The 19,695-nt window shown below is 46.1% G+C and carries 23 protein-coding genes and 1 pseudogene; 23 read left to right on the plus strand and 1 reads right to left on the minus strand.

The genetic code is table 11. The features are described from left to right. The 21 genes and pseudogenes from DXD25_RS14745 to DXD25_RS14840 all read left to right on the plus strand — a co-directional run. Positions 1-273 (plus strand): annotated as a pseudogene (locus tag DXD25_RS14745) (hypothetical protein); the annotation flags it as partial. Positions 274-286: 13 nt separating this feature from the next. Further along, positions 287-379, plus strand: a complete 93-nt coding sequence (locus tag DXD25_RS16760) for a smalltalk protein (RefSeq protein ID WP_153089932.1) — start codon at positions 287-289, stop codon at positions 377-379. A 410-nt stretch (positions 380-789) separates the two neighbouring features. Continuing rightward, positions 790-1,413 (plus strand): YqiA/YcfP family alpha/beta fold hydrolase, encoded by a 624-nt coding sequence (locus DXD25_RS14750; RefSeq protein ID WP_117664164.1) that lies wholly within the window; start codon positions 790-792, stop codon positions 1,411-1,413. A gap of 23 nt (positions 1,414-1,436) precedes the next feature. Next, positions 1,437-2,069, plus strand: a complete 633-nt coding sequence (locus DXD25_RS14755) for an HAD-IA family hydrolase (RefSeq protein WP_158556353.1) — start codon at positions 1,437-1,439, stop codon at positions 2,067-2,069. A gap of 3 nt (positions 2,070-2,072) precedes the next feature. Beyond that, on the plus strand, positions 2,073-2,306 hold the full coding sequence (locus DXD25_RS14760; RefSeq protein ID WP_117664166.1) for a hypothetical protein: 234 nt from the start codon (positions 2,073-2,075) through the stop codon (positions 2,304-2,306). 14 nt (positions 2,307-2,320) lie between these two features. After that, positions 2,321-2,911, plus strand: a complete 591-nt coding sequence (locus DXD25_RS14765) for a sugar O-acetyltransferase (RefSeq protein WP_117664183.1) — start codon at positions 2,321-2,323, stop codon at positions 2,909-2,911. A 28-nt stretch (positions 2,912-2,939) separates the two neighbouring features. Continuing rightward, positions 2,940-3,608, plus strand: a complete 669-nt coding sequence (locus DXD25_RS14770) for a hypothetical protein (RefSeq protein WP_117664184.1) — start codon at positions 2,940-2,942, stop codon at positions 3,606-3,608. A 2-nt stretch (positions 3,609-3,610) separates the two neighbouring features. Next, positions 3,611-4,291 carry a DNA alkylation repair protein gene (locus tag DXD25_RS14775; RefSeq protein ID WP_117664167.1) on the plus strand — a complete coding sequence of 227 codons (681 nt, stop codon included), beginning with the start codon at positions 3,611-3,613 and terminating at the stop codon, positions 4,289-4,291. 220 nt (positions 4,292-4,511) lie between these two features. Further along, the gene (locus DXD25_RS14780; RefSeq protein WP_117664168.1) at positions 4,512-5,075 is read left to right on the plus strand and encodes a hypothetical protein; all 564 of its coding nucleotides are present in this window, start codon (positions 4,512-4,514) and stop codon (positions 5,073-5,075) included. After that, complete coding sequence (locus DXD25_RS14785) at positions 5,072-5,947, plus strand: nucleotidyl transferase AbiEii/AbiGii toxin family protein (protein WP_117664169.1); 876 nt, start codon at positions 5,072-5,074, stop codon at positions 5,945-5,947. The genes DXD25_RS14780 and DXD25_RS14785 overlap by 4 nt, the downstream gene beginning before the upstream one ends. Further along, positions 5,940-6,752 carry a metallophosphoesterase gene (locus DXD25_RS14790; protein WP_117664170.1) on the plus strand — a complete coding sequence of 271 codons (813 nt, stop codon included), beginning with the start codon at positions 5,940-5,942 and terminating at the stop codon, positions 6,750-6,752. The genes DXD25_RS14785 and DXD25_RS14790 overlap by 8 nt, the downstream gene beginning before the upstream one ends. 75 nt (positions 6,753-6,827) lie before the next feature. Next, positions 6,828-7,268: a ribonuclease H gene (locus tag DXD25_RS14795; protein ID WP_117664171.1), complete on the plus strand. Its 441-nt coding sequence runs from the start codon at positions 6,828-6,830 to the stop codon at positions 7,266-7,268. 386 nt (positions 7,269-7,654) lie between these two features. After that, positions 7,655-8,167, plus strand: coding sequence for a GNAT family N-acetyltransferase (locus DXD25_RS14800; RefSeq protein ID WP_117664172.1), 513 nt, complete (start codon positions 7,655-7,657; stop codon positions 8,165-8,167). A gap of 21 nt (positions 8,168-8,188) precedes the next feature. Next, positions 8,189-8,581, plus strand: a complete 393-nt coding sequence (locus tag DXD25_RS14805; protein WP_117664173.1) for a TIGR04076 family protein — start codon at positions 8,189-8,191, stop codon at positions 8,579-8,581. Positions 8,582-8,664: 83 nt separating this feature from the next. After that, complete coding sequence (locus DXD25_RS17225) at positions 8,665-8,817, plus strand: hypothetical protein (RefSeq protein ID WP_233522336.1); 153 nt, start codon at positions 8,665-8,667, stop codon at positions 8,815-8,817. A 92-nt stretch (positions 8,818-8,909) separates the two neighbouring features. Further along, positions 8,910-9,143 carry an NAD(P)H-dependent oxidoreductase gene (locus tag DXD25_RS14815; RefSeq protein ID WP_117664174.1) on the plus strand — a complete coding sequence of 78 codons (234 nt, stop codon included), beginning with the start codon at positions 8,910-8,912 and terminating at the stop codon, positions 9,141-9,143. Between the two features lie 20 nt (positions 9,144-9,163). After that, positions 9,164-9,979 carry a carboxymuconolactone decarboxylase family protein gene (locus DXD25_RS14820; RefSeq protein WP_117664175.1) on the plus strand — a complete coding sequence of 272 codons (816 nt, stop codon included), beginning with the start codon at positions 9,164-9,166 and terminating at the stop codon, positions 9,977-9,979. 26 nt (positions 9,980-10,005) lie between these two features. Continuing rightward, the gene (locus DXD25_RS14825) at positions 10,006-10,896 is read left to right on the plus strand and encodes an AraC family transcriptional regulator (RefSeq protein WP_117664176.1); all 891 of its coding nucleotides are present in this window, start codon (positions 10,006-10,008) and stop codon (positions 10,894-10,896) included. Between the two features lie 370 nt (positions 10,897-11,266). Then, positions 11,267-13,234, plus strand: coding sequence for a KUP/HAK/KT family potassium transporter (locus DXD25_RS14830; RefSeq protein WP_117664177.1), 1,968 nt, complete (start codon positions 11,267-11,269; stop codon positions 13,232-13,234). A 114-nt stretch (positions 13,235-13,348) separates the two neighbouring features. After that, positions 13,349-14,113: a ThiF family adenylyltransferase gene (locus DXD25_RS14835; RefSeq protein WP_117664178.1), complete on the plus strand. Its 765-nt coding sequence runs from the start codon at positions 13,349-13,351 to the stop codon at positions 14,111-14,113. A 32-nt stretch (positions 14,114-14,145) separates the two neighbouring features. Continuing rightward, entirely contained in the window at positions 14,146-16,380 is a 2,235-nt protein-coding gene (locus tag DXD25_RS14840) for an ATP-dependent RecD-like DNA helicase (protein ID WP_117664179.1), read from the plus strand. On the opposite strand, the gene DXD25_RS14845 is transcribed toward DXD25_RS14840, so the two are convergent. Further along, positions 16,364-16,582 (minus strand): heavy metal-associated domain-containing protein, encoded by a 219-nt coding sequence (locus DXD25_RS14845; RefSeq protein ID WP_117664180.1) that lies wholly within the window; start codon positions 16,580-16,582, stop codon positions 16,364-16,366. The two genes, DXD25_RS14840 and DXD25_RS14845, sit on opposite strands and share 17 nt — an antisense overlap. Before the next feature lie 71 nt (positions 16,583-16,653). Between DXD25_RS14845 and DXD25_RS14850 the strand changes: the two genes are divergently transcribed. Further along, positions 16,654-17,868 carry a Gfo/Idh/MocA family protein gene (locus DXD25_RS14850; protein ID WP_117664181.1) on the plus strand — a complete coding sequence of 405 codons (1,215 nt, stop codon included), beginning with the start codon at positions 16,654-16,656 and terminating at the stop codon, positions 17,866-17,868. A gap of 87 nt (positions 17,869-17,955) precedes the next feature. Next, the gene (locus DXD25_RS14855; protein ID WP_117664182.1) at positions 17,956-19,590 is read left to right on the plus strand and encodes an ABC-F family ATP-binding cassette domain-containing protein; all 1,635 of its coding nucleotides are present in this window, start codon (positions 17,956-17,958) and stop codon (positions 19,588-19,590) included. Positions 19,591-19,695: the final 105 nt, after the last annotated feature.

The raw sequence follows: 19,695 nt of genomic DNA on the forward strand, positions 1-19,695 counted from the left end.
CTCGTGGCTAGCCGCAGCGCTCAGGCAGCCGTGATCAAGGCAATCAAGGAGGGCAAGACCAACGTGGACCTCAACGTGCCAGTTACTCCTGATGGAGGTGGCGATGGCGGCGGAACCACTGGCGGCGGAACCCAGGGTGGCGGCAGCGGAACTACCGGAACTGAAGGCAGCGGAACGCAGGGAGCTGGCGGTAGCGGAACCACTGGTGATCAGGGTACCAGCGGCGGAAATACCGGAGGTGAAGACGGCGGCGGCGACAACGTAAATTTCTAAAAGATAAAAGTCTATGAAGAAGGATACCTGGAAAATGGTGATTCAGATTGCGATTAGCATTCTCACCGCAATAGCCACTTCGCTCGGCGTTTCAAGCTGCGTGTAAGCAGCAGGAAGGCAGAAAGTAAGATGCAGGAAAGCAGAATGAAATCTGCATGTGATTAGTTTTTGAGATGATTTTATCTATTACAACCGCTCCTCCTATATATATATAAATAGGTGGAGCGGTTTATTTATTTCCGCAGGTGTCATTAAGGGTCAGTGTCATTAAGGGTCATTTTCATTTTTCAATCCCTTAAATCCGGTCATTAAGGTCATTAAGGATTTCGGTTTTTCAAAACATCCCTCTATCATATAAAATAAGGTTAAATAAAGTTCGCCCTGCAAACAAAATCCATCCATAAAATCATTTTTCTGAATATTTTTTGTATTTTTGCAGATATATTGCGCTGATATGGAGTTGAGCATGGCTTATCTCTCTAGATTATAGGCGCATCATTATCAAATGATTTGAGCATGAAGAAGATATTATTCCTACACGGATTCTTCGCTACGGGCAGTTGTCCGATGGCGAGAGCCTTGAAAGAGGCGTTTGAGGGGACGGCGGTGGTGTTGACTCCCGACCTCCCTTTGCACCCAAAGGAGGCACTGAAGGAGATTCACTCCATCATCGACCGGGAGCAGCCCGACTTGCTTCTGGGCAACAGCTGCGGCTCATTCCTCGCCCAGATGCTGGCTCCGGTGGTGGGCATTCCTGCCCTGCTCGGCAATCCGTATTTCATGATGACGGAGTTTCTGAAGGAGCGCATCGGCGAACATGAATACAAGGCGCCGAGAAGGGACGGAAATCAGCGGCTGGTGATTGACGAGGCGCTGATAGAGGAATTTGCGGAACTGGAAGCCGTGCAGTTTGACCATTGCAACCCCTATTATAAGGATCGTGTGTGGGGACTTTTTGGTGAGCAGGACACCCTGGCTCACTTCTCCCCTCTCTTCCTGCAGCATTACAACCTAGCCTTCCATTTCCCGGGCGGTCATACGCCTACTGAGCAGGAGGTGAAGACATGGTACGCTCCCCTTGCCCAGAAAATGCTGATGGAGTTTTCAGCAAACTTTCAATCGTTTCACGGAAATAGATAAATTCTAACAATAGGAAAATGAGCATGAAACAGATAGAAACACTCGTTTTTGATTATGGAGGTGTCATCGTGAATATTGATGATGTCGCTGTTGTGAAAGCCATGGAGAGCTTGGGCGTTACGGCGTTCAAGCGACTAATCCATGTCCGCAAAATCAAGAGACTGATGCACCAATATATTAATGGTCTGGTGGCGGAAGCTGAGACTTTGAAAGAGATGCTGAGCCTTTGCCGCAAAGGAACCACAACCGGGGATATTGAGAAAGTCCTGGAAGAGTTGTGTGGGAATCTGCCTGTGGAAAGACTGGAGGCATTGGTCAAGCTTCGGAAGCGATACAAGGTCTATCTGCTCAGCAACATCAACGATACGCTTTGGCAGAAATCAGTCAGTCAGATGAATCAGCTGGGATATTCCACAGACAAGCTGTTTGATGAAGTGTTCCTCTCATACGCCATGCGGAAGGAGAAGCCATCCATCGAAATCTATGAAGAGATGACGCAGAAGACTGGATTGAATCCTGCCACCACCCTCTATTTCGATGACCGCTCAGAGAATGCCGAAGCTGGCAAGCGTTTCGGTTTTCAGAGCGTACTGGTAAAGACCAATCATCTGGAAGAGCATCAGGAATGGCAAGAAATTAACAAGAACATAGAATAGCTTATGACTATTGATACAACAAATCTCTGTTCACATCTTCAGAAGAAGTTGTTTGAACCTGAGGGAGTATATTATCCTATCTGGCAAGCCATGCAGAATGATGAGGAGCTGACAGCCGTGGTTCGCTCACGACAGCTTCATATTTATCGTAATGGTAAAAAGATTCTCATTCTCGCTGGCAAGGCTCAGCCTAAGATTATCAGAGAGGATAAACTGAACGAATTGATAATAACATAAAAAAGGCGATGATTATGAAAACAGAATCAGAGAAGTGTTTGGCAGGTATGCTTTATAACTGCCATTCGCCCGAATTTATAGAACGTAAATCCTTGGCTACAGAATGGATGCAGCGTTACAACTCTCTGCCATACACTGACCGAAGCAAGCGATATGAAATGCTAAAAGAGTTGTTTGGTAGTATTGGAAATAATGTAAGCGTAGGGGATGGTATTATTATTGGATTTGGTGACAATATATTTATTGGCAACAATGTAAGCATCAATTATCGTTGTATGCTGATAGACTGCAATAAGATAACCATAGGCGATAACGTGCTTATAGCTCCAGGAGTACAGATAAATACTGCTTCTCATCCAGTTGACCTGAATGAGCGTCTCACCAAGGATTGGAATCCTGATTCGGGAGAATACCGTTGGCGCACATATGCCTTGCCAATTACCATAGGAAATGGTTGTTGGATTGGTGCTAATGCAACTATTCTTGGAGGTGTAACGATTGGTGATGGAGCTGTTGTAGCCGCAGGAGCCGTAGTAACCCAAAATGTTGATGCAAATACTCTAGTTGGAGGTGTACCATGCAAGGTTATTCGTAGCTTAATATAGCTAGTACAAAGGATAAAAATAGATGAACATGAATTTTCCAGAAATATACTCAGCAACAGGCATGATGGAGCTGATTCAGAAGATCGGCTTCCTCCCTCTCCTTGATAGCGGCATTGAAGGATTCTCTGCCGAAGACATCGTGGCAGATGACTGCGGTTATGTAAGACTTCCTGAAGGCGGTTGGGACTGGCCATTATGGAAATGGAAAGGCGAGATTGTGACGGAAATGCCGTGTATGTACGGAAAGTTCTTTAACAAGAAAGCAGGATTCATCAGCCTGGAATGGTGGCCAGACTTCTGCAACTACAGAAGAAGCAAGTTCCCTCGCCCAGATGAAGAATCGATAGAAGGAGCCATTCTCTGTATGCTTCAATCTACAGGCAGTCTCATCACGAGAGAACTTCGGGCAGCCTGCGGTTTCACCGGAAAGGGAATGAGAAGCAAGTTTGACGGTTATCTCACCCGACTGGAAATGGCAACCTATATCGTGACCGAGGATTTCATCTATCCTCGTGACAAGCACAATCACGAATATGGCTGGGGGTGGTCGCTGCTCAATACTCCCGAAGATCTCTATGGCAGGGAGGCTTGTCAATGCAATCGCACTCCCCAGGAATCTTACCAAAGAATTTTCGAGCATCTGAAAGAAATCCTGCCTGATGCTTCAGATAAACAGATTATTAAATTAATTGGATAAAAATGACTTCACTTCAAGAAAGACTGTTCGCCATGCAGGATAAGCAGTATGCTGCTTTCCAAGCCAAACTGACACCGGGAGTGCCTGTGGAGAGTTTCATAGGCATTCGTGTGCCTGTGCTTCGCAAGTTTATAAAAGAATTTACAAAGAAGTCAGAATGCAAAGATTTCCTTCATCAACTTCCTCACGAATACTACGATGAGAACATGCTTCACGGTCTTCTCATTTCCGAGGTGAAGGACTACGAAGAATGCATTCGTCTTACAGACAGATTCCTGCCTTTCGTGGACAACTGGGCTGTTTGCGACATTATGTCTCCGAAGGTGTTTGCCAAACACAAGAAGGAGCTATTGGCGAAGATCAAGACTTGGAGTAAATCGTCACACGTTTATACTTGTCGATTTGGAATAGAGACACTTATGTCTCATTACCTAGATAAAGACTTCAAGGCAGAATATCTTGAAATTCCTGCATCTGTAAGGAGCGAAGAGTATTACGTAAAAATGATGGTAGCCTGGTTCTTCGCCACCGCCCTTGCCAAGCAATGGAACCAGGCGATTCCCTACATCGAGCAAAACCGCCTTGCTTCCTGGACGCACAACAAGACCATCCAGAAGGCCATCGAGAGCTATAGAATCACGCCCGAGCAGAAGGAATATCTGCGGACATTGAAGATAAAATAAAAGGAAAAATTAGGAATAGGCAAATAACCATGCATTGTCCATTCTATCATCCCGTACAAAAGTACCACAATCAGCAACATTTGTGGTACTTTTGTACTAAAATAGCTATAAAACTGTTGAAATTTATTAAAAAATGAGTGAATTTAAAAAGTTTCCCGTACAAAAGTACCACAATTAAAAATATTTGTGGTATTTTTGTACCGAAATTAGAAGAACAATTATGGAAAAAAAGAATTCATTCATATCATCTGCAAACGTCAAAGTACAAGGACGAACAGCTTACTACAAAATGCTGGAGGCCGTTCGCCAAGGTGAACTGATTCAGGTTTGCCGTGGCGTATATGCTAACATAGACCAATTGTCAGCATGTATGGTTGATATTGAGTCTATTGTTCCCAACGGAATCCTCTGCCTTTGGTCTGCCTGGAATATCCATCAGCTTACGACATCCTTGCCGCAGGCTTATCATGTCGCCATCAAAAGGGATAGAAAAGTTAAAGTACCTTCATTCCCAAAGATAGAGCTCCATCACTATACTGCCAATATTCTTGAAATCGGCGTGATGGAGAAAGTCATAGATGGATTTCAGGTAAAGGTATATGATGTAGAACGATGCGTATGCGATGCAGTAAAGTTCCGCAATAAGGTGGGCATTGATGTCTGTTCTGAAATCATCGATAACTATCTTTCCAGACCAGAAAGAAATATCAGTAAACTAATGGATTATGCCAGACAATTGCGTGTTGGCAATATCCTGGAAAATTATCTACAAGTGAAGCTATGAGTAAAGAACAAAATAAAAACTACGGGAAGTCTATACGTACAAAATTGCTGAACGTTGCAAGAAAGGAAAACGTCTTTAATCAGACTATCCTGACCCGGTATTTTCAAGAGAGACTTCTCTACAGAATATCGCAGACTCATTATAGAGGAAATTTTTATCTGAAGGGAGGTGCACTCATGTATGCATACGAAAAATTTGCGGCTCGTCCAACATTGGATATAGATTTCCTTGGCAATAATATCAGCAACGAAGGCTCTTCTATAATTGCAGCGTTCAGAGAAATATGTTCTGTGCCATACGAGGAAGATGGCGTAATATTTGACACGGAGAACATTACTGCACAAAATATAACAGAGTTCAAAGACTATCATGGGATTAGGCTCAGCATTCCAGTCAAGATGGACACTATTGCCCAGGTTTTAACAATGGATATTGGTTTTGGTGACGTGGTAACACCTTCCCCAATAGATCTTGATTATCCAGTATTGCTAGAACATCTGCCGAGTGCCAATATACTGGCCTACTCGCTTGAAACAGTTATTGCTGAAAAGATGCACGCAATTGTGGATCTTGCAGACCAAAGTAGTCGAATGAAGGATTATTATGATCTCTACAAAATCTTGCAGAATGAAAAGTATAATCCTATAATATTACAGGAAGCTATCAAACATACATTTGAAAATCGCCACACACCTTATAATGAGAACACGATGTTTTTCAGAAAAGAGTTTGGCAGCAATCAGCAAATGCAGGTCAGATGGACTGCTTTCATACGTAAAATAACATCCACTGACATCTTGCCTTTTACTGAAGTGATAGCGTTCTTACAGCAAAGACTTCTTCCGTTTTGGGAGAACATGAAAGATGAATAGCAGAAAATACAATATATATCAGTTTCCAGAATGTAAGGACATAGTTGTTTCTGGAGATATTCACGGTGACTTTAATCTTCTCGTGAACAAAATTTGGGTGCAATATCAGATGCAAAACACGTTAGTTATTGTAGCAGGCGATTGTGGATTTGGTTTTGACAAGAGAGGCTATTATGATAATATGGTGAAAAGAAATGCCAAACGTATGAATGATGCCAATAATTGGATTGTATTCATTAGAGGCAATCATGACAACCCAGCGTATTTTGATGGAAAAAGCTTTAAGCACAAACGTTTCATTGCCATTCCAGACTATTCTGTAATCAACGCTTGCAACCATTCGATTCTCTGTGTAGGAGGAGCCATATCAATTGATCGTACGTATAGGCTTGAAGCATGGAGTAAGGAGCAACAAAAGCGGCTACGTTTTGGTAACACGGAAGTCGTTGACGATTTTTCTCCATCATACTATTGGAAGAACGAATCTCCAACATATAATAATGAAGCACTAACATCGATTTTGTCAGAACAGGATGTCGACATTGTAATAACACATACGGCTCCATCCTTCTGCGAAATATTAAGCAAGGACGGTTTAGCCAAATGGACTTGCAACGACAATACTCTGACATCAGACATACAGCAGGAACGTGAAGTTATGAATAGTCTGTATGAAACTCTGAAAGAACATAAACAGCATGTCACTCATTGGTGTTACGGGCACTTTCATCAAAGCTGGCATTCTTCTATTGATGGTACATTATTCAAGATGTTGGATATTATGGAACTTTATGATTTGAAATAATTTTGGGTTCAAAAGAGAACTACAGAATCACGCCCGAGCAGAAGGAATATCTGCGGACATTGAAGATAAAAAATTATGATACAAGATACTTCTATATATTACGTTTGGATAGGTGGTTCATGTGATTATGGCCATAAAGAGCGAGCTGGTGGTGCTGCCGTAGTAATTGAGCATAACGGCAACATCATCAGCCGTGATGTAATCAGCGACCTCCACACCACAGAGTTCCGAATGATGCTAACCCTCATGGTGAAGGTAATGCAGGAAATACCGGACGGTTCCGACATTCTCTTCCTTACCAACGCTGCCTATATTCAGAACTTTGACAAAACTCCAACGGCTAAATCAGCCAATCCAGACTTGATCATTCAATGCATCGAGGAAAAGAAAAGGCACAACTCAGTCGGAGTCAAAATCGTGCAATATCATAAGAGTCCATTGCTGATAGAGACCCACGATAGGGCTACAGAAGCAATGGCTAAGACAAGGAAGGAGTTTCATCAGAAAAATAAATAAATGTTTAGGGGGCGTTTTCCGGTCATTAAGGTCACGGTCATTAAGGTCATTAAGGATTTCCGGTTATTCAAGATGTCCCTCTATCATATAAAATAAGGTTAAATTAAGTTCGCTCTGCAAACAAAATCCATCCATATAATCACTTTTTTCTGAATATTTTTTGTATTTTTGCAGATATATTGCGCTGATGGCGTATTTGCACATGAATTAATAACAAAATAAATAACTAAGTATATGAGCATTAAAAAGAATGGGATATATTGGAAGGGCATCAAGCGCCGGATAGGGAGATTCTTTGAGAAGGTGCACGAATGTATACTTATCTTCACCGACTGGCTTGGGTAAGCACACAAAGTAAATAGACAGCAAAACATTGATATAATCTGATGGAAACAGAAAGAATTTTACTCCGCCATTGGGAGAAATCAGATGCAGAGGCGCTCTTCAAGTACGCCTCGGACCCTGATATTGGACCACGTGCTGGATGGCCGGCACATAAGTCTGTTGAGGAAAGTCGGGAGATAATCCGGACTTTCTTCCATAATGAAATGACATGGGCGATTGTGCTGAAAGAGACTGGCGAGGCTATCGGCTGCATCGGCTACTACACCCATGAAACCAGCAACATTCCTATCGGAGAAAACGACTGTGAGGTGGGCTACTGGGTAGGAAAACCTTACTGGAACAAGGGTATCTGCACCGAAGCCTTGAAGCTGATGCTTGACTACTGCATTAACGAGAAGCATTTCGAAAACATCTGGGCAGACCATTTCACAGGCAATCCTGCATCAGGAAGAGTCATGGAGAAATGCGGTTTCTCAGACACCGGAATGCTGAACAGATGCAGCCAGCTTGTGGGTGGCGACAAGGATATGGTGAAAGTGTTTAAGTACAAATGATTAAAATAAATTAAAAAGAATATGAAGCATAAAGTAAAAGTGACCGTAATAGACAAGAAAATCTATCCGGAACTACAGGAGAAGTATTGCGCCGACCCTAAAGCAGGAATGTGTCCATGCTACAATGTTGGCGATGAATTTATCTTTGAGCGTGACGAAGAGAACGACCATTTCTGGCATGGAGGATTAAATACGCTCGTCAAAACATCCGCTGACCCGAACACAGTAGCTGGAGGTCCGAAAATGCCACATTGCTCTGAGGCATGGGATGCTATTTCACGATATATATACACCGGACTGCAAGGTGGTTCAATCATGAAGGGGTGGATGAAGCGTGAAAACGAAATGATATGCTGTTGTTCTGACGGAACGCGCCCCGTTATATTCAAAATTGAGCGTATAGACGAAGAGTAGTTGTTTTGCGGGGCATGGATGGTATGGTTGGGGTTGGTCGCTGCGTTATTAGGATAAAAATAATCAAATTAATTAGGATAAAAATGAAAAAGGAATCAAGAGCAATGGATAGCCAATGGGCATTGGAAGTAATGCACAAGGCTCCGTACATGACAGCAAGTTTCATTGACGAAGACGGCAAACGCAAGCTGTATGATAAGGAAGGCGTGGAGATGAAATATGGCAGAATGGAATAAACTCCGATAAAGGTAATATCTTCCGAAAAACAGGTATAAGAACATTAAGGAAATCTGCATACCTTTGCACCAGACATTAAATATAAGATAGAATGAAGAAAATAATCGTAATTTCTACCAGTCTGCGTACTGGTTCAAACAGCGACATGCTCGCTGATCAGTTTATCGAAGGTGCTGAGGCTGCAGGTCATGAAGTGGAAAAGATTTATCCTGAAAGCCACCTTGCTGGCACTCTGTTCTGCGGTGGTGTTGACGCTCCACGTACCATTGAGGGCAACAAGAAATTGCAGGAAGCATACGAGTTAGGTAAATCTGTCAAGGGATAGAGACTCAACTTTTGATTCTTATGAAAAAAATTGCAATATTTATTATATTAACAACTATTTCACTCAACATAATGGCACAACAGAAAATAGTACAGACAGCAGGGCGCACCCAACTGGGTGAGTTTGCCCCAGAGTTCGCCCACCTCAACGACGACATCCTCTTCGGAGAAGTATGGAGCCGCAATGACCTGCTTTCATTGCGCGACCGCAGTTTGGTAACAATCACTTCGCTTATCAGCCAAGGAATCACCGACAATTCGCTGAAATATCACTTGCAGTCGGCAAAGAACAACGGAATTACCCGCACGGAAGCGGCAGAAATCATCACCCACATCGCCTTCTATGCCGGTTGGCCTAAAGCCTGGGCTGCATTCAATCTGGCAAAGGAGGTATGGAATGAGGACGTGAAAGGCGAGGACGCCAAGGCCGTTTTCCAGCGCGAGATGATCTTCCCTATTGGCGAACCCAACACCGCTTACGCCAAATACTTCAAGGGCAACAGTTATCTTGCGAAAATATCTGATAGTCAGATACCTTTCTTCAATGTTACCTTTGAGCCTGGTTGCCGTAACAACTGGCACACGCACCACGCCACAAAGGGCGGCGGGCAAATGCTGGTAGGCGTAGCTGGACGCGGCTGGTATCAGGAAGAAGGCAAGCCTGCACAGGAGATTCTCCCAGGCACAGTCATCCATATTCCTGCCAACGTGAAGCATTGGCACGGAGCTGCAAAAGACAGCTGGTTTGCCCACCTCGCCTTTGAAATACCTGGCGAGAACACCTCCAACGAGTGGCAGGAGGCTGTGAGCGATGAGGAGTATAACAAGATTAAATAACATTAATTCAAGTTTTGCAAGTGATCATGAAGGAATTTTTCTTTAATACCATACAGGAGTTCAATGACTACATAGGGGTGAAAACACTTCATCCTCTGGTGAGCATTGCGCGTGTAGAGAACACCTCTCCTATTCAGGAGGCTGTGCATCACTACGGACTTTATGCCCTCTTCCTGAAGGAAAACAAGGGATGTAAATTGTCATACGGCAGAACAGAATATGATTTTGACGAGATGACCGTAACCTCGTTTGCTCCAGGACAATCGATTAAAGTAGAACCCATTCCAGGAGTTCCGCTTGCCAAATATACGGTATTGGTTTTCCATCCCGAGCTGCTCAACCGCACCCAGCTTGGCAAGAACATCTCCCGCTATGAGTTCTTCGACTATACAAGCAACGAAGCACTACATCTATCCGCTGCCGAGGTAAATATCTTCCGTGATGTGCTCTCAATGATTAGCCAGGAACTCGAGCATCCTATAGATAGGCATTCGCGTGAACTCATCGTTTCTAACATCGAGTTGCTGCTGAACTACTGTCTGCGCTTCTATGATCGCCAGTTTATCACACGCGAGGAGATCAATCATTCGGTGGTCAAGAAATTCATCTCTCTGCTCGATGAATACATTGCCAAGAAAGCGATGCGTGAAGGATTGCCTACCGTTGCCTACTTTGCCGACAAATGCTGCTATTCGCCTAAATATTTCGGTGAATTAGTCAAGACTGAGACTGGCAGAACTGCAAAGAGTCTGATCAACGACCGGCTGCTTTTGGCTGCCCGCCAACTACTTGTGGATGAAACCTTAAGCATTACGCAAATCAGCCAGCGCCTGGGTTTTGAGTATTCCCAGCACTTCGTCCGCTTTTTCAAGGCACAGACGGGCAAGACACCAAGCGAGTATCGCAAAACTGCGTAAATATGTAAATATAACGAAGCATCAAATGTGGTGACCTTCATCTGATGAGCCCCACCAACTTTCCGATTTCAGCATGAATGAAGATTTGGATAGTTGATGGGGCTTTTTTTGACTCCAAGAAAGAATATCACTTTTTTTACATCTTCCAACCAGTCATTTACAGCCAATTAAAACGAAGGTTAAAACGGATAAATCTTGTTAAACAAATCATCTTTTACCACTTATGTTCATACCTTTGCACCCAAATATAATCAAAAAAGGGATATTTTATGTTCACATAAGGATAATTCCTTAATGTAAAAAGGATAATACAAGGGATAATTCCTTAATGTAAAGAAGGATAATATTTTAAATAAATAAGAGAAGTTATATGAGAGAAAATTCGGAAAGTTCAGTAGCCTGCCATCATCAAGTAGGCTTCCTGGGATTGCTCATCACTCTGGGCATTGTGTTTGGAGATATAGGTACATCCCCACTCTACGTGATGAAGGCCATCCTGCACACGGGTGAAACCATCAACGAAAACACTATCCTGGGCGCATTGTCGTGCATCATCTGGACACTCACCCTGCAGACCACCATCAAATACGTATGTGTGGCACTGCGTGCCGACAACAATGGCGAAGGAGGCATTCTCGCCCTCTACGCCCTGTTGCGCAAGATGAAGAGAAAATGGATTTACTTATTGGCCATCATCGGTGCCAGCACCTTGCTGGCAGATGGAATCATCACCCCTGCCATCACGGTTACCACAGCCATCGAAGGACTCGAAAGCATCAGTCCCCACCTGCCAGTCATCCCCATCACACTGGGCATCATCACCATCATCTTCTTCGTGCAACGCTTTGGTACAGAGAGTATTGGCAAGTCGTTCGGAGTATTCATGCTGATATGGTTCCTGCTGCTGGGCGTAACGGGAGCTTTCAGCATCACCTCTTACCCATTGATTCTGAAGGCCTTCAACCCCTACTATGCTGCCATGCTGCTGGCAAAATCTCCAGAGTGGTTCCTGATTCTGGGCGCCGTGTTCCTCTGTACCACCGGTGCTGAGGCTCTTTACTCCGACCTGGGTCACTGCGGCAGAAAGAACATCACCATCAGCTGGCTTTTCGTAAAGGCCATGCTCATCCTCAACTATCTGGGGCAGGGAGCATGGGTGCTGAACCATATCCAGACTGCCTCCTCCGTGAATCCGTTCTTTTCCATCATGCCGCAGAACATGCTGATTTTTGCCATCATCATGGCCACGGGTGCGGCAATCGTTGCCAGTCAGGCACTTATCAGCGGCACCTTCTCCATATTGAGCGAAGCCATGAACCTGCACTTCTGGCCACGCATGCGAATCAAGCATCCTACCCATGTAAAGGGACAGCTCTATATCCCGGTAATCAACCTCGCCATGTACATCGGCGTGGTTCTCATCATCCTGCTCTTCCGCGACTCCTCGCACATGGAGGCAGCCTACGGACTCGCCATCACCATCACCATGCTGATGACCACCCTGCTGCTCGGTTTCTACCTGCGCACCAAGGGTGTGGCGCGCATCTTCATCCTGCTCTTTATGGGCGCATACTGCGTGATTGAGGGCATTTTCCTTGCCGCCAACCTGTCAAAATTCCTCGCAGGAGGATGGTGTACGATGCTCATAGGCGGAATCCTGTTCCTGATGATGTATGTATGGGTCCACGCCATCAAGATCCGCCATCATTACATCAGTACCAAACCGCTGGATGAGTATTATCAGATTATCTCCGATATCAAGGCCGACGAGAGCATCCCCAAGTACGCATCCAATCTGGTTTATGTGAACCATGCAGACAAGGAAGGTGCGGTGGATGACAAGCTGCTCTATTCCATCATCAACAAGCAGCCCAAGCGTGCTGACCATTACTGGCTTATCAATCTGGAATTTGCTGATACTCCTGACACGCTGGAGTACAGTTGCGAGACCCTGGTTCCCGACACCCTCTACAGTGTAACCATGCGCATAGGTTTCCGCATTGAGCCTAGGGTGAGCCTCTATCTGCGACAAGTGGTAGAAGACCTGGTGGCAAGCAAGAAGGTGGATTTGAGAAGTACCTATCCTTCGCTCCGCAAAAACGGAATACCTGGCGACTTCCGCTTCATCATCATCCACCGCGTATATTACCCGGAGAGTTCCGACAACCGTCAACAGAACCTGCTGATGACCATCTATGCCCTTATCGGCAAGATAGGCATTGACGAGCCTAAGGCTTTGGGCCTCGACACATCCATGGTGGTGGTAGAACGTGTTCCGCTCATCATCAACCATCGCAACAGAAGCATCAGGCGCATTGCGCAGATTGTGGAAGAATAGGAAGATTTTTCTAAACAAAAAAACAGTCGGATGATTACTTTTCGAATTATTATTTGTATCTTTGCACCTGAATTGCGCAAAGCAAAGTTGAAAGATAATAAAAAAGATAATTGAATGGGAAATCAAATCACAACAATGGAGCGGGGAATGCAGCGACGCACAGAACTGCTCCTGGGAAAAGATAATCTTGAAAAAATTCAGGAAGCACGAGTGCTCATCTTCGGAATCGGAGGCGTGGGTTCATGGTGCGCAGAGGGATTGGTGCGCAGCGGCGTGCGCAACATCACCATCGTGGATAGCGACCGCGTATGCATGAGCAACTGCAACCGCCAGCTGATGGCAACAAGCCGCACCATCGGACAGGTAAAGGTAGATGCGCTGCGCGACCACCTGCTTGAAATCAACCCAGAAGCCAACATCACGGCTTATCAGAAAATCTATCAGGCAGAAACAGCCGAAGAGTTCCACATGGAGGAATACGACTACATCATCGACGCCATAGACTCGCTGAAGGACAAGGCTGACCTGATTCTGCGTGCCACTGCCCTTCCGAAGGAAATCACCTTCGTATCTTCGATGGGAGCAGCCCTCCGCCGCGACCCTTTCATGGTGAGGAAGGCTGAGTTCTGGAAGGTTGATGGCGATCCGCTGGCAAGAGCCCTGCGCAAGAAATTCAAGAAGAACAAGACCTTCCCTCGCCGCAAATTCCAGTGCGTGTTCAGCGAGGAAAAGCCGATGCAGAACATGAGCGACCAGCGACTCGTAGAGGACGAATGGACATCTACGAAGCCGCAGATCAACGGCTCACTCTGCCACATCACCGCTACATTCGGAATGGCTATAGCAGGAATCGTTATCAATCACATCATCGAAAGATAATATTTTGAAGAAGGTAATATTTTGAAGAAGGTATGATCAAGATACGCTGCGTGGTAGAAAGGATTACCTACCAGAACCAGGAAAACGGATATTCCGTGATGAAAGTCAAGGTGAAGGGATATTCCGACCTGGTTACCCTGGTGGGAAACCTGCTGGATGTTCCAGTGGGAGCGGTACTGCTGTGCAATGGCGACTGGAAGATGGACAAGCGATACGGACAGCAGTTTGCCTGCGAAACCTGGGAAGAGGTAATGCCTGCCACCGTATATGGAATCGAGAAATACCTGGGCAGCGGACTGGTGAAAGGCATCGGTCCGAAGTTTGCACATCTGATAGTAGAGAGATTCGGAACGGAAACCATCGAGGTAATAGAAGATGACATCGAACGACTCTACGAGGTTGCCGGAATCGGCAAGAAACGCGTGGAGAAAATCCGAGACAGCTGGGAGAAGCAGAAGGACATCAAGAACGTGATGATCTTCCTGCAGCAGTATGGCGTGAGCACTGCTTACGCCGCCAAGATCTACCGACAGTATGGCAAGGAAAGCATCGACAACGTGAAGGAGAATCCCTACCGTCTTGCCGATGACATCTGGGGCATTGGATTCAAGACTGCCGACGGAATAGCCAGCAAGATGGGTTATGAGAAGAACGATCTGAGAAGATGCAAGAGCGGAATCAGCTACACCCTAAATGAACTCTCCAACGAAGGTCACGTTTATGCTGTAGAAGAACAGCTTATAGAAGCCGCAAAGAAACTGCTCGAAGCCGATGAAGAACCTATCAGACAAGCCATAGCGGAAATGATCATATCAGAAAATCTCATCCGTGAGAACGAAGCCATCTATCTGCCACCCTTCTATCTTTCCGAACGAGGAACGGCTAAGAAACTGCTGGAGTTGATGAAAGGTCAGGGTCCTACCCTCTTCAATATGCAGGCCGATATCCTGGCAATAGAAAAGGCTTCAGGCATCAGATACGACGAGGTGCAGATCGCCGCCATTGAGCAGGCAGTACGCTCTAAAGTGATGGTGCTGACAGGTGGCCCTGGAACAGGAAAAACCACGACGACGCAAGGTATCATTTCTGCTTACAAAACGGCAGGGATGAGGATTCTGCTGGCGGCTCCTACGGGCAGAGCTTCCAAGCGAATGAGCGAGGCCACGGGCATGGAAGCCAAGACCATCCACCGGCTGCTGGAGTTTAATCCGCAGGACGGATACAAGCGCAACGAGGAGAACCCGCTGGAGGGTGATGCGCTGATCGTGGATGAGTGTTCGATGATAGACATCATTCTGATGTATAATCTGATGAAGGCGATTCCGGAGCACATGCGCCTGGTGCTGGTGGGCGACATTGACCAGCTGCCGAGTGTGGGAGCCGGAAACGTTCTGCGCGACATCATCGACTCAGAGAAGATTCCGGTCATCCGACTCACCCGCATCTTTCGACAGGCGCAGTCGAGCCGAATCATCATGAGTGCCCACGCCATCAACCAGGGATATTATCCGGACACGAGCAACGGCAAACAGACCGATTTCTTCTTTATCAAGAATGAAGATCCAGAGCAAGTGGCTACGGAAATCGTGAATCTTGTAAAATATCGTCTGCCAAAAGCTTACAATCAACCGCAGAGTAACATCCAGGTGCTTACCCCGATGCAGAGAAGCGTGGTAGGTGCAGCCAATCTGAACATGATGCTGCAGCAGGCACTCAACACATCCAATCTGGGAATCAGCCGTGGCGGAACCACCTACAAACTGGGCGACCGCGTAATGCAGATTAGAAATAATTACGACAAGAATGTATTCAATGGCGACATCGGAACCATAGAGAAGGTGAATATGGAAGATCGCACCATCTCCGTGAGTTTCGAGGACCATTCAGCTGAATACGAGGCAGCGGAGCTGGATGAGTTGACGTTGGCCTACGCCACCACCATACACAAGAGTCAGGGTTCAGAATATCCCATCGTGGTCATCCCTATCCTGATGACTCATTTCGTAATGCTTCAGCGCAACCTCATCTACACCGGAATCACGAGAGCCAAGAAAATCTGCGTGCTCATCGGTCAGCCCAAAGCCCTCGCCTATGCTGTAAGAAATCTGACTGTGAGCAGCAGAAACACGAAATTGAAAGAACGGTTGCGTGGCGAGATTGAGGCGGCAACCAATTCTTCTCCACTCCACTTCAGCAAGCCGTATGTTTTGCCTGAAGAGAATCAGCCAATGATGGCTGCTGAACCAGGAATCAAAAGAAAGGAATAGTGGGCTTGTCGGCATTGTACTTTACGGTAACCGTCTGATCCGGAACACTGGTCTCGATATTCTTGATTCCTTTCTCAAAACGGAGATTGTTCTTGATTTTGTTTTCACAAGCCGCACAGTGCATCTGAGGGGTAGTTGTGAAAACCACAGTCTTGATTTCTCGAAAAACAAGGCTAATTTCGCACAATTCGAGGGAAATCATTGAAGTTTTTTATTATACTGGCTTATAATTCAGAAATTTTATCTAAATTTGCAGAAGCAAAAAAAAATCTGATGAAACATATAAAGACTGCATTGATAGGATTCGGGTATCGTGGCAAACAATTGCTGCGGCTGTTACGCACGATTGAAAACTTTGAGATTGTCGGTATCGCCGACATCAACGGCTGCGGGGATTCGGAATCTCCGGGCGCTTCCTTCTATCAGGGCGAGGAAGCCTACAAGATGATGCTCGACGAGCAACAGCCCAATCTGGTTTTCATCACCACCCCCTGGCACCTCCACATCACCCACGCCACAGAATGCATACTGCGAAACTGCCATGTGGCTCTCGAAATCAAAGGCGGACTCTGCCAAGATGAATATGCCCCGCTACAAGAAATCGCCCAACAGAAAGGAGTAAAGGTTTTTCCGCTGGAGAACACCCTCTTCATGCGAGAAATCCTTGCTGTAAAAAGAATGGTGGATGAAGGAGCACTTGGAGAAATCATCTATATGAGAGGCGGTTACCGCCACGACCTGCGCAAGCTGCTGCTCGATGACAATGGGGTACTGGGTGGACGAAAAGGTACGGAAAGCGTGTGGAGAAGCCGTTTCTACTCGCACCACAACGCCGACATCTATCCCACCCATGGACTCGGTCCGCTCTGCATGATTCTGGGCATCGGGAAAACAGACCATCTCGCCTGGCTTACATCCTTCGCCACCAAGGCTGTGGGACTTCGCCAGCACATGTCAGAAGATGATAATACTCCCATCACCCTGGGCGACATCATCTCTACGCAGATTGAAACCCAGGGCGGAACGCTCATCTCACTCACTCATGACACGACCCTGCCTCGCCCAAGAAGCCTCGACTTTGAGGTGCAGGGTTCGCTGGGCATCTGGGACGGCGTGAACCGACGCATCTACCTGGAAAAAATGAATACCGAAACCTGGGTAGCAGACGGCGCTATCCTGAGCCAATACGAAAGCCGTGAATGGCAACTCTGGGGCAAGGATGCCCTGAAGCACGACAGCCATCACCAGGGAATGGATTATATCATGCTGAAAAGCGTTGCAGCCGATATATTGGCTGGTGCCCAGCATCCAGCAGAAACGAAGGAAAGTGTACAGCATCCAGCAGAAACGATAGCTGAAATCCACTATCCCGCCACGCTGAACGATCTCGCCCTTTGGACTTCCGTAACCCTTCTATCGGAAATTTCCATCAGGGAGCATTGCCGTGTAGCATTCGGAAATATCAAAAATATCGGAGATAACGAATAATCGGAAATATCTGAGATAACGAATATATCGGAAAGAAAATTGATTTAGAATATAATATAAAATAAGTATTAAGAACAAAAGAAAAATATGATTACAGTTGATGGATTGACCGTAGAATTCGGCGGCACCACCCTATTCAAAGACATTTCCTTTCAGATTAACGAGAAGGACCGTATTGCCCTGATGGGCAAGAATGGAGCAGGTAAAAGTACCCTGCTCAAAATCATCGCTGGCGTGAGAAATGCCACACGAGGCTCGGTGTCGGCACCGAAAGACTGCGTCATCGCCTACCTGCCTCAGCACCTGATGACCGAAGACGGACGCACCGTGTTCGAGGAAACCTGCCAGGCCTTCGCACATCTGCATGAGATGCAGGCTGAAATAGACCGCATCAACAACGAGCTAACTACCCGCACCGATTACGATAGCGACGACTATATGCAGCTCATCGAAAAAGTATCTTCTCTGTCTGAAAAATTCTATGCCATCGACATGACCCACTTCGAGGAAGACGTAGAGAAAACGCTGCTCGGACTGGGCTTCGAACGCTCCGACTTCAACCGCCCTACCAGCGAGTTTTCGGGAGGTTGGCGCATGCGTATCGAGCTTGCCAAACTGCTGCTGAAATCGCCAGACGTGCTGCTCCTGGATGAGCCTACCAACCACCTCGACATCGAATCTATCGGATGGCTCGAAGACTTCATCATCAACAGTTCGAAAGCGGTGGTAGTGATCAGTCACGACCGAAAATTCGTAGATGACATTACAACAAGAACCATCGAGGTTACCATGGGCAGAATCTACGACTACAAGGCTACCTACAGCCAGTATCTGGAACTGCGCAAGGAGCGCCGCGAACAGCAGATGAAGAAATATGAGGAACAGCAGAAGATGATTGCCGAGACCAAGGACTTCATCGAGCGATTCAAGGGTACGTATTCGAAGACATTCCAGGTGCAGAGCCGCGTGAAGATGCTCGAAAAGCTGGAACTGATCGAGGTGGACGAGGAGGATACCAGCCGACTGAGACTGAAGTTTCCTCCAAGTCCGAGAAGCGGAGCCTATCCGGTTCAGATGAGTGACGTGGCAATGGCATTTGATGACAAGCAGATATTCAGCGGCGTGAATCTTACCGTGGAGCGTGGCGACAAGATTGCCTTCGTGGGAAGAAACGGTGAGGGTAAATCTACGCTCGTAAAATGCATTATGGGTCAGCTTCAGAACGAGGGTAAACTGGAGTTGGGCCACAATGTTCAGATAGGCTATTTTGCTCAGAACCAGGCGTCTTTGCTCGATGGAGAGCTTACTGTGTTCCAGACCATTGATGATGTAGCAAAGGGAGAAATCAGAAATAAGATTCGCGATTTGCTGGGTGCATTCATGTTTGGCGGCGAGGATTCTACCAAGAAAGTGAAGGTATTGTCGGGAGGCGAGCGCACCCGTCTGGCTATCCTGAAGTTGCTGCTGGAGCCAGTGAATTTATTGATTCTCGATGAGCCTACCAACCACCTTGATTTGAAGACAAAGGATGTGTTGAAGCAGGCGCTGCTGGATTTCGACGGCACGCTGATTGTAGTGAGTCACGACCGAGACTTCCTGGATGGTCTGGTCAGCAAGGTGTACGAATTCGGCCATGGTCGCGTCCGCGAGCATCTCTGCGGAATCTACGAGTTCCTGGAAACAAAGAAAATGGAAAGCCTTCAGGAATTGGAGAAGAAATAAAATCTCAAAAGTTTTTTTACGTAAGAGGATGCTCCATTATTCATCGGATGAAGAAACGAAAAAGGAGGGTGTGTCATAAGTCTATGGCGCACCCTTTTCGTTTTT

Source organism: Prevotella sp. TF12-30, assembly GCF_003436715.1.
In the GTDB taxonomy this organism is placed as follows: Bacteria; Bacteroidota; Bacteroidia; order Bacteroidales; family Bacteroidaceae; genus Prevotella; species Prevotella copri_A.

Coding starts and splice junctions, on each gene's coding strand:
- DXD25_RS14775 (WP_117664167.1), top strand. CDS start 3,611: ATGACTTCACTTCAAGAAAGACTGTTCGCCATGCAGGATAAGCAGTAT.
- DXD25_RS14805 (WP_117664173.1), top strand. CDS start 8,189: ATGAAGCATAAAGTAAAAGTGACCGTAATAGACAAGAAAATCTATCCG.
- DXD25_RS14855 (WP_117664182.1), top strand. CDS start 17,956: ATGATTACAGTTGATGGATTGACCGTAGAATTCGGCGGCACCACCCTA.
- DXD25_RS14785 (WP_117664169.1), top strand. CDS start 5,072: ATGAGTAAAGAACAAAATAAAAACTACGGGAAGTCTATACGTACAAAA.
- DXD25_RS14795 (WP_117664171.1), top strand. CDS start 6,828: ATGATACAAGATACTTCTATATATTACGTTTGGATAGGTGGTTCATGT.
- DXD25_RS16760 (WP_153089932.1), top strand. CDS start 287: ATGAAGAAGGATACCTGGAAAATGGTGATTCAGATTGCGATTAGCATT.
- DXD25_RS14850 (WP_117664181.1), top strand. CDS start 16,654: ATGAAACATATAAAGACTGCATTGATAGGATTCGGGTATCGTGGCAAA.
- DXD25_RS14835 (WP_117664178.1), top strand. CDS start 13,349: ATGGGAAATCAAATCACAACAATGGAGCGGGGAATGCAGCGACGCACA.
- DXD25_RS14790 (WP_117664170.1), top strand. CDS start 5,940: ATGAATAGCAGAAAATACAATATATATCAGTTTCCAGAATGTAAGGAC.
- DXD25_RS14750 (WP_117664164.1), top strand. CDS start 790: ATGAAGAAGATATTATTCCTACACGGATTCTTCGCTACGGGCAGTTGT.
- DXD25_RS14820 (WP_117664175.1), top strand. CDS start 9,164: ATGAAAAAAATTGCAATATTTATTATATTAACAACTATTTCACTCAAC.
- DXD25_RS14840 (WP_117664179.1), top strand. CDS start 14,146: ATGATCAAGATACGCTGCGTGGTAGAAAGGATTACCTACCAGAACCAG.
- DXD25_RS14760 (WP_117664166.1), top strand. CDS start 2,073: ATGACTATTGATACAACAAATCTCTGTTCACATCTTCAGAAGAAGTTG.
- DXD25_RS14755 (WP_158556353.1), top strand. CDS start 1,437: ATGAAACAGATAGAAACACTCGTTTTTGATTATGGAGGTGTCATCGTG.
- DXD25_RS14770 (WP_117664184.1), top strand. CDS start 2,940: ATGAATTTTCCAGAAATATACTCAGCAACAGGCATGATGGAGCTGATT.
- DXD25_RS14780 (WP_117664168.1), top strand. CDS start 4,512: ATGGAAAAAAAGAATTCATTCATATCATCTGCAAACGTCAAAGTACAA.
- DXD25_RS14815 (WP_117664174.1), top strand. CDS start 8,910: ATGAAGAAAATAATCGTAATTTCTACCAGTCTGCGTACTGGTTCAAAC.
- DXD25_RS14830 (WP_117664177.1), top strand. CDS start 11,267: ATGAGAGAAAATTCGGAAAGTTCAGTAGCCTGCCATCATCAAGTAGGC.
- DXD25_RS14845 (WP_117664180.1), bottom strand. CDS start 16,582: ATGATTTCCCTCGAATTGTGCGAAATTAGCCTTGTTTTTCGAGAAATC.
- DXD25_RS17225 (WP_233522336.1), top strand. CDS start 8,665: ATGAAAAAGGAATCAAGAGCAATGGATAGCCAATGGGCATTGGAAGTA.
- DXD25_RS14800 (WP_117664172.1), top strand. CDS start 7,655: ATGGAAACAGAAAGAATTTTACTCCGCCATTGGGAGAAATCAGATGCA.
- DXD25_RS14825 (WP_117664176.1), top strand. CDS start 10,006: ATGAAGGAATTTTTCTTTAATACCATACAGGAGTTCAATGACTACATA.
- DXD25_RS14765 (WP_117664183.1), top strand. CDS start 2,321: ATGAAAACAGAATCAGAGAAGTGTTTGGCAGGTATGCTTTATAACTGC.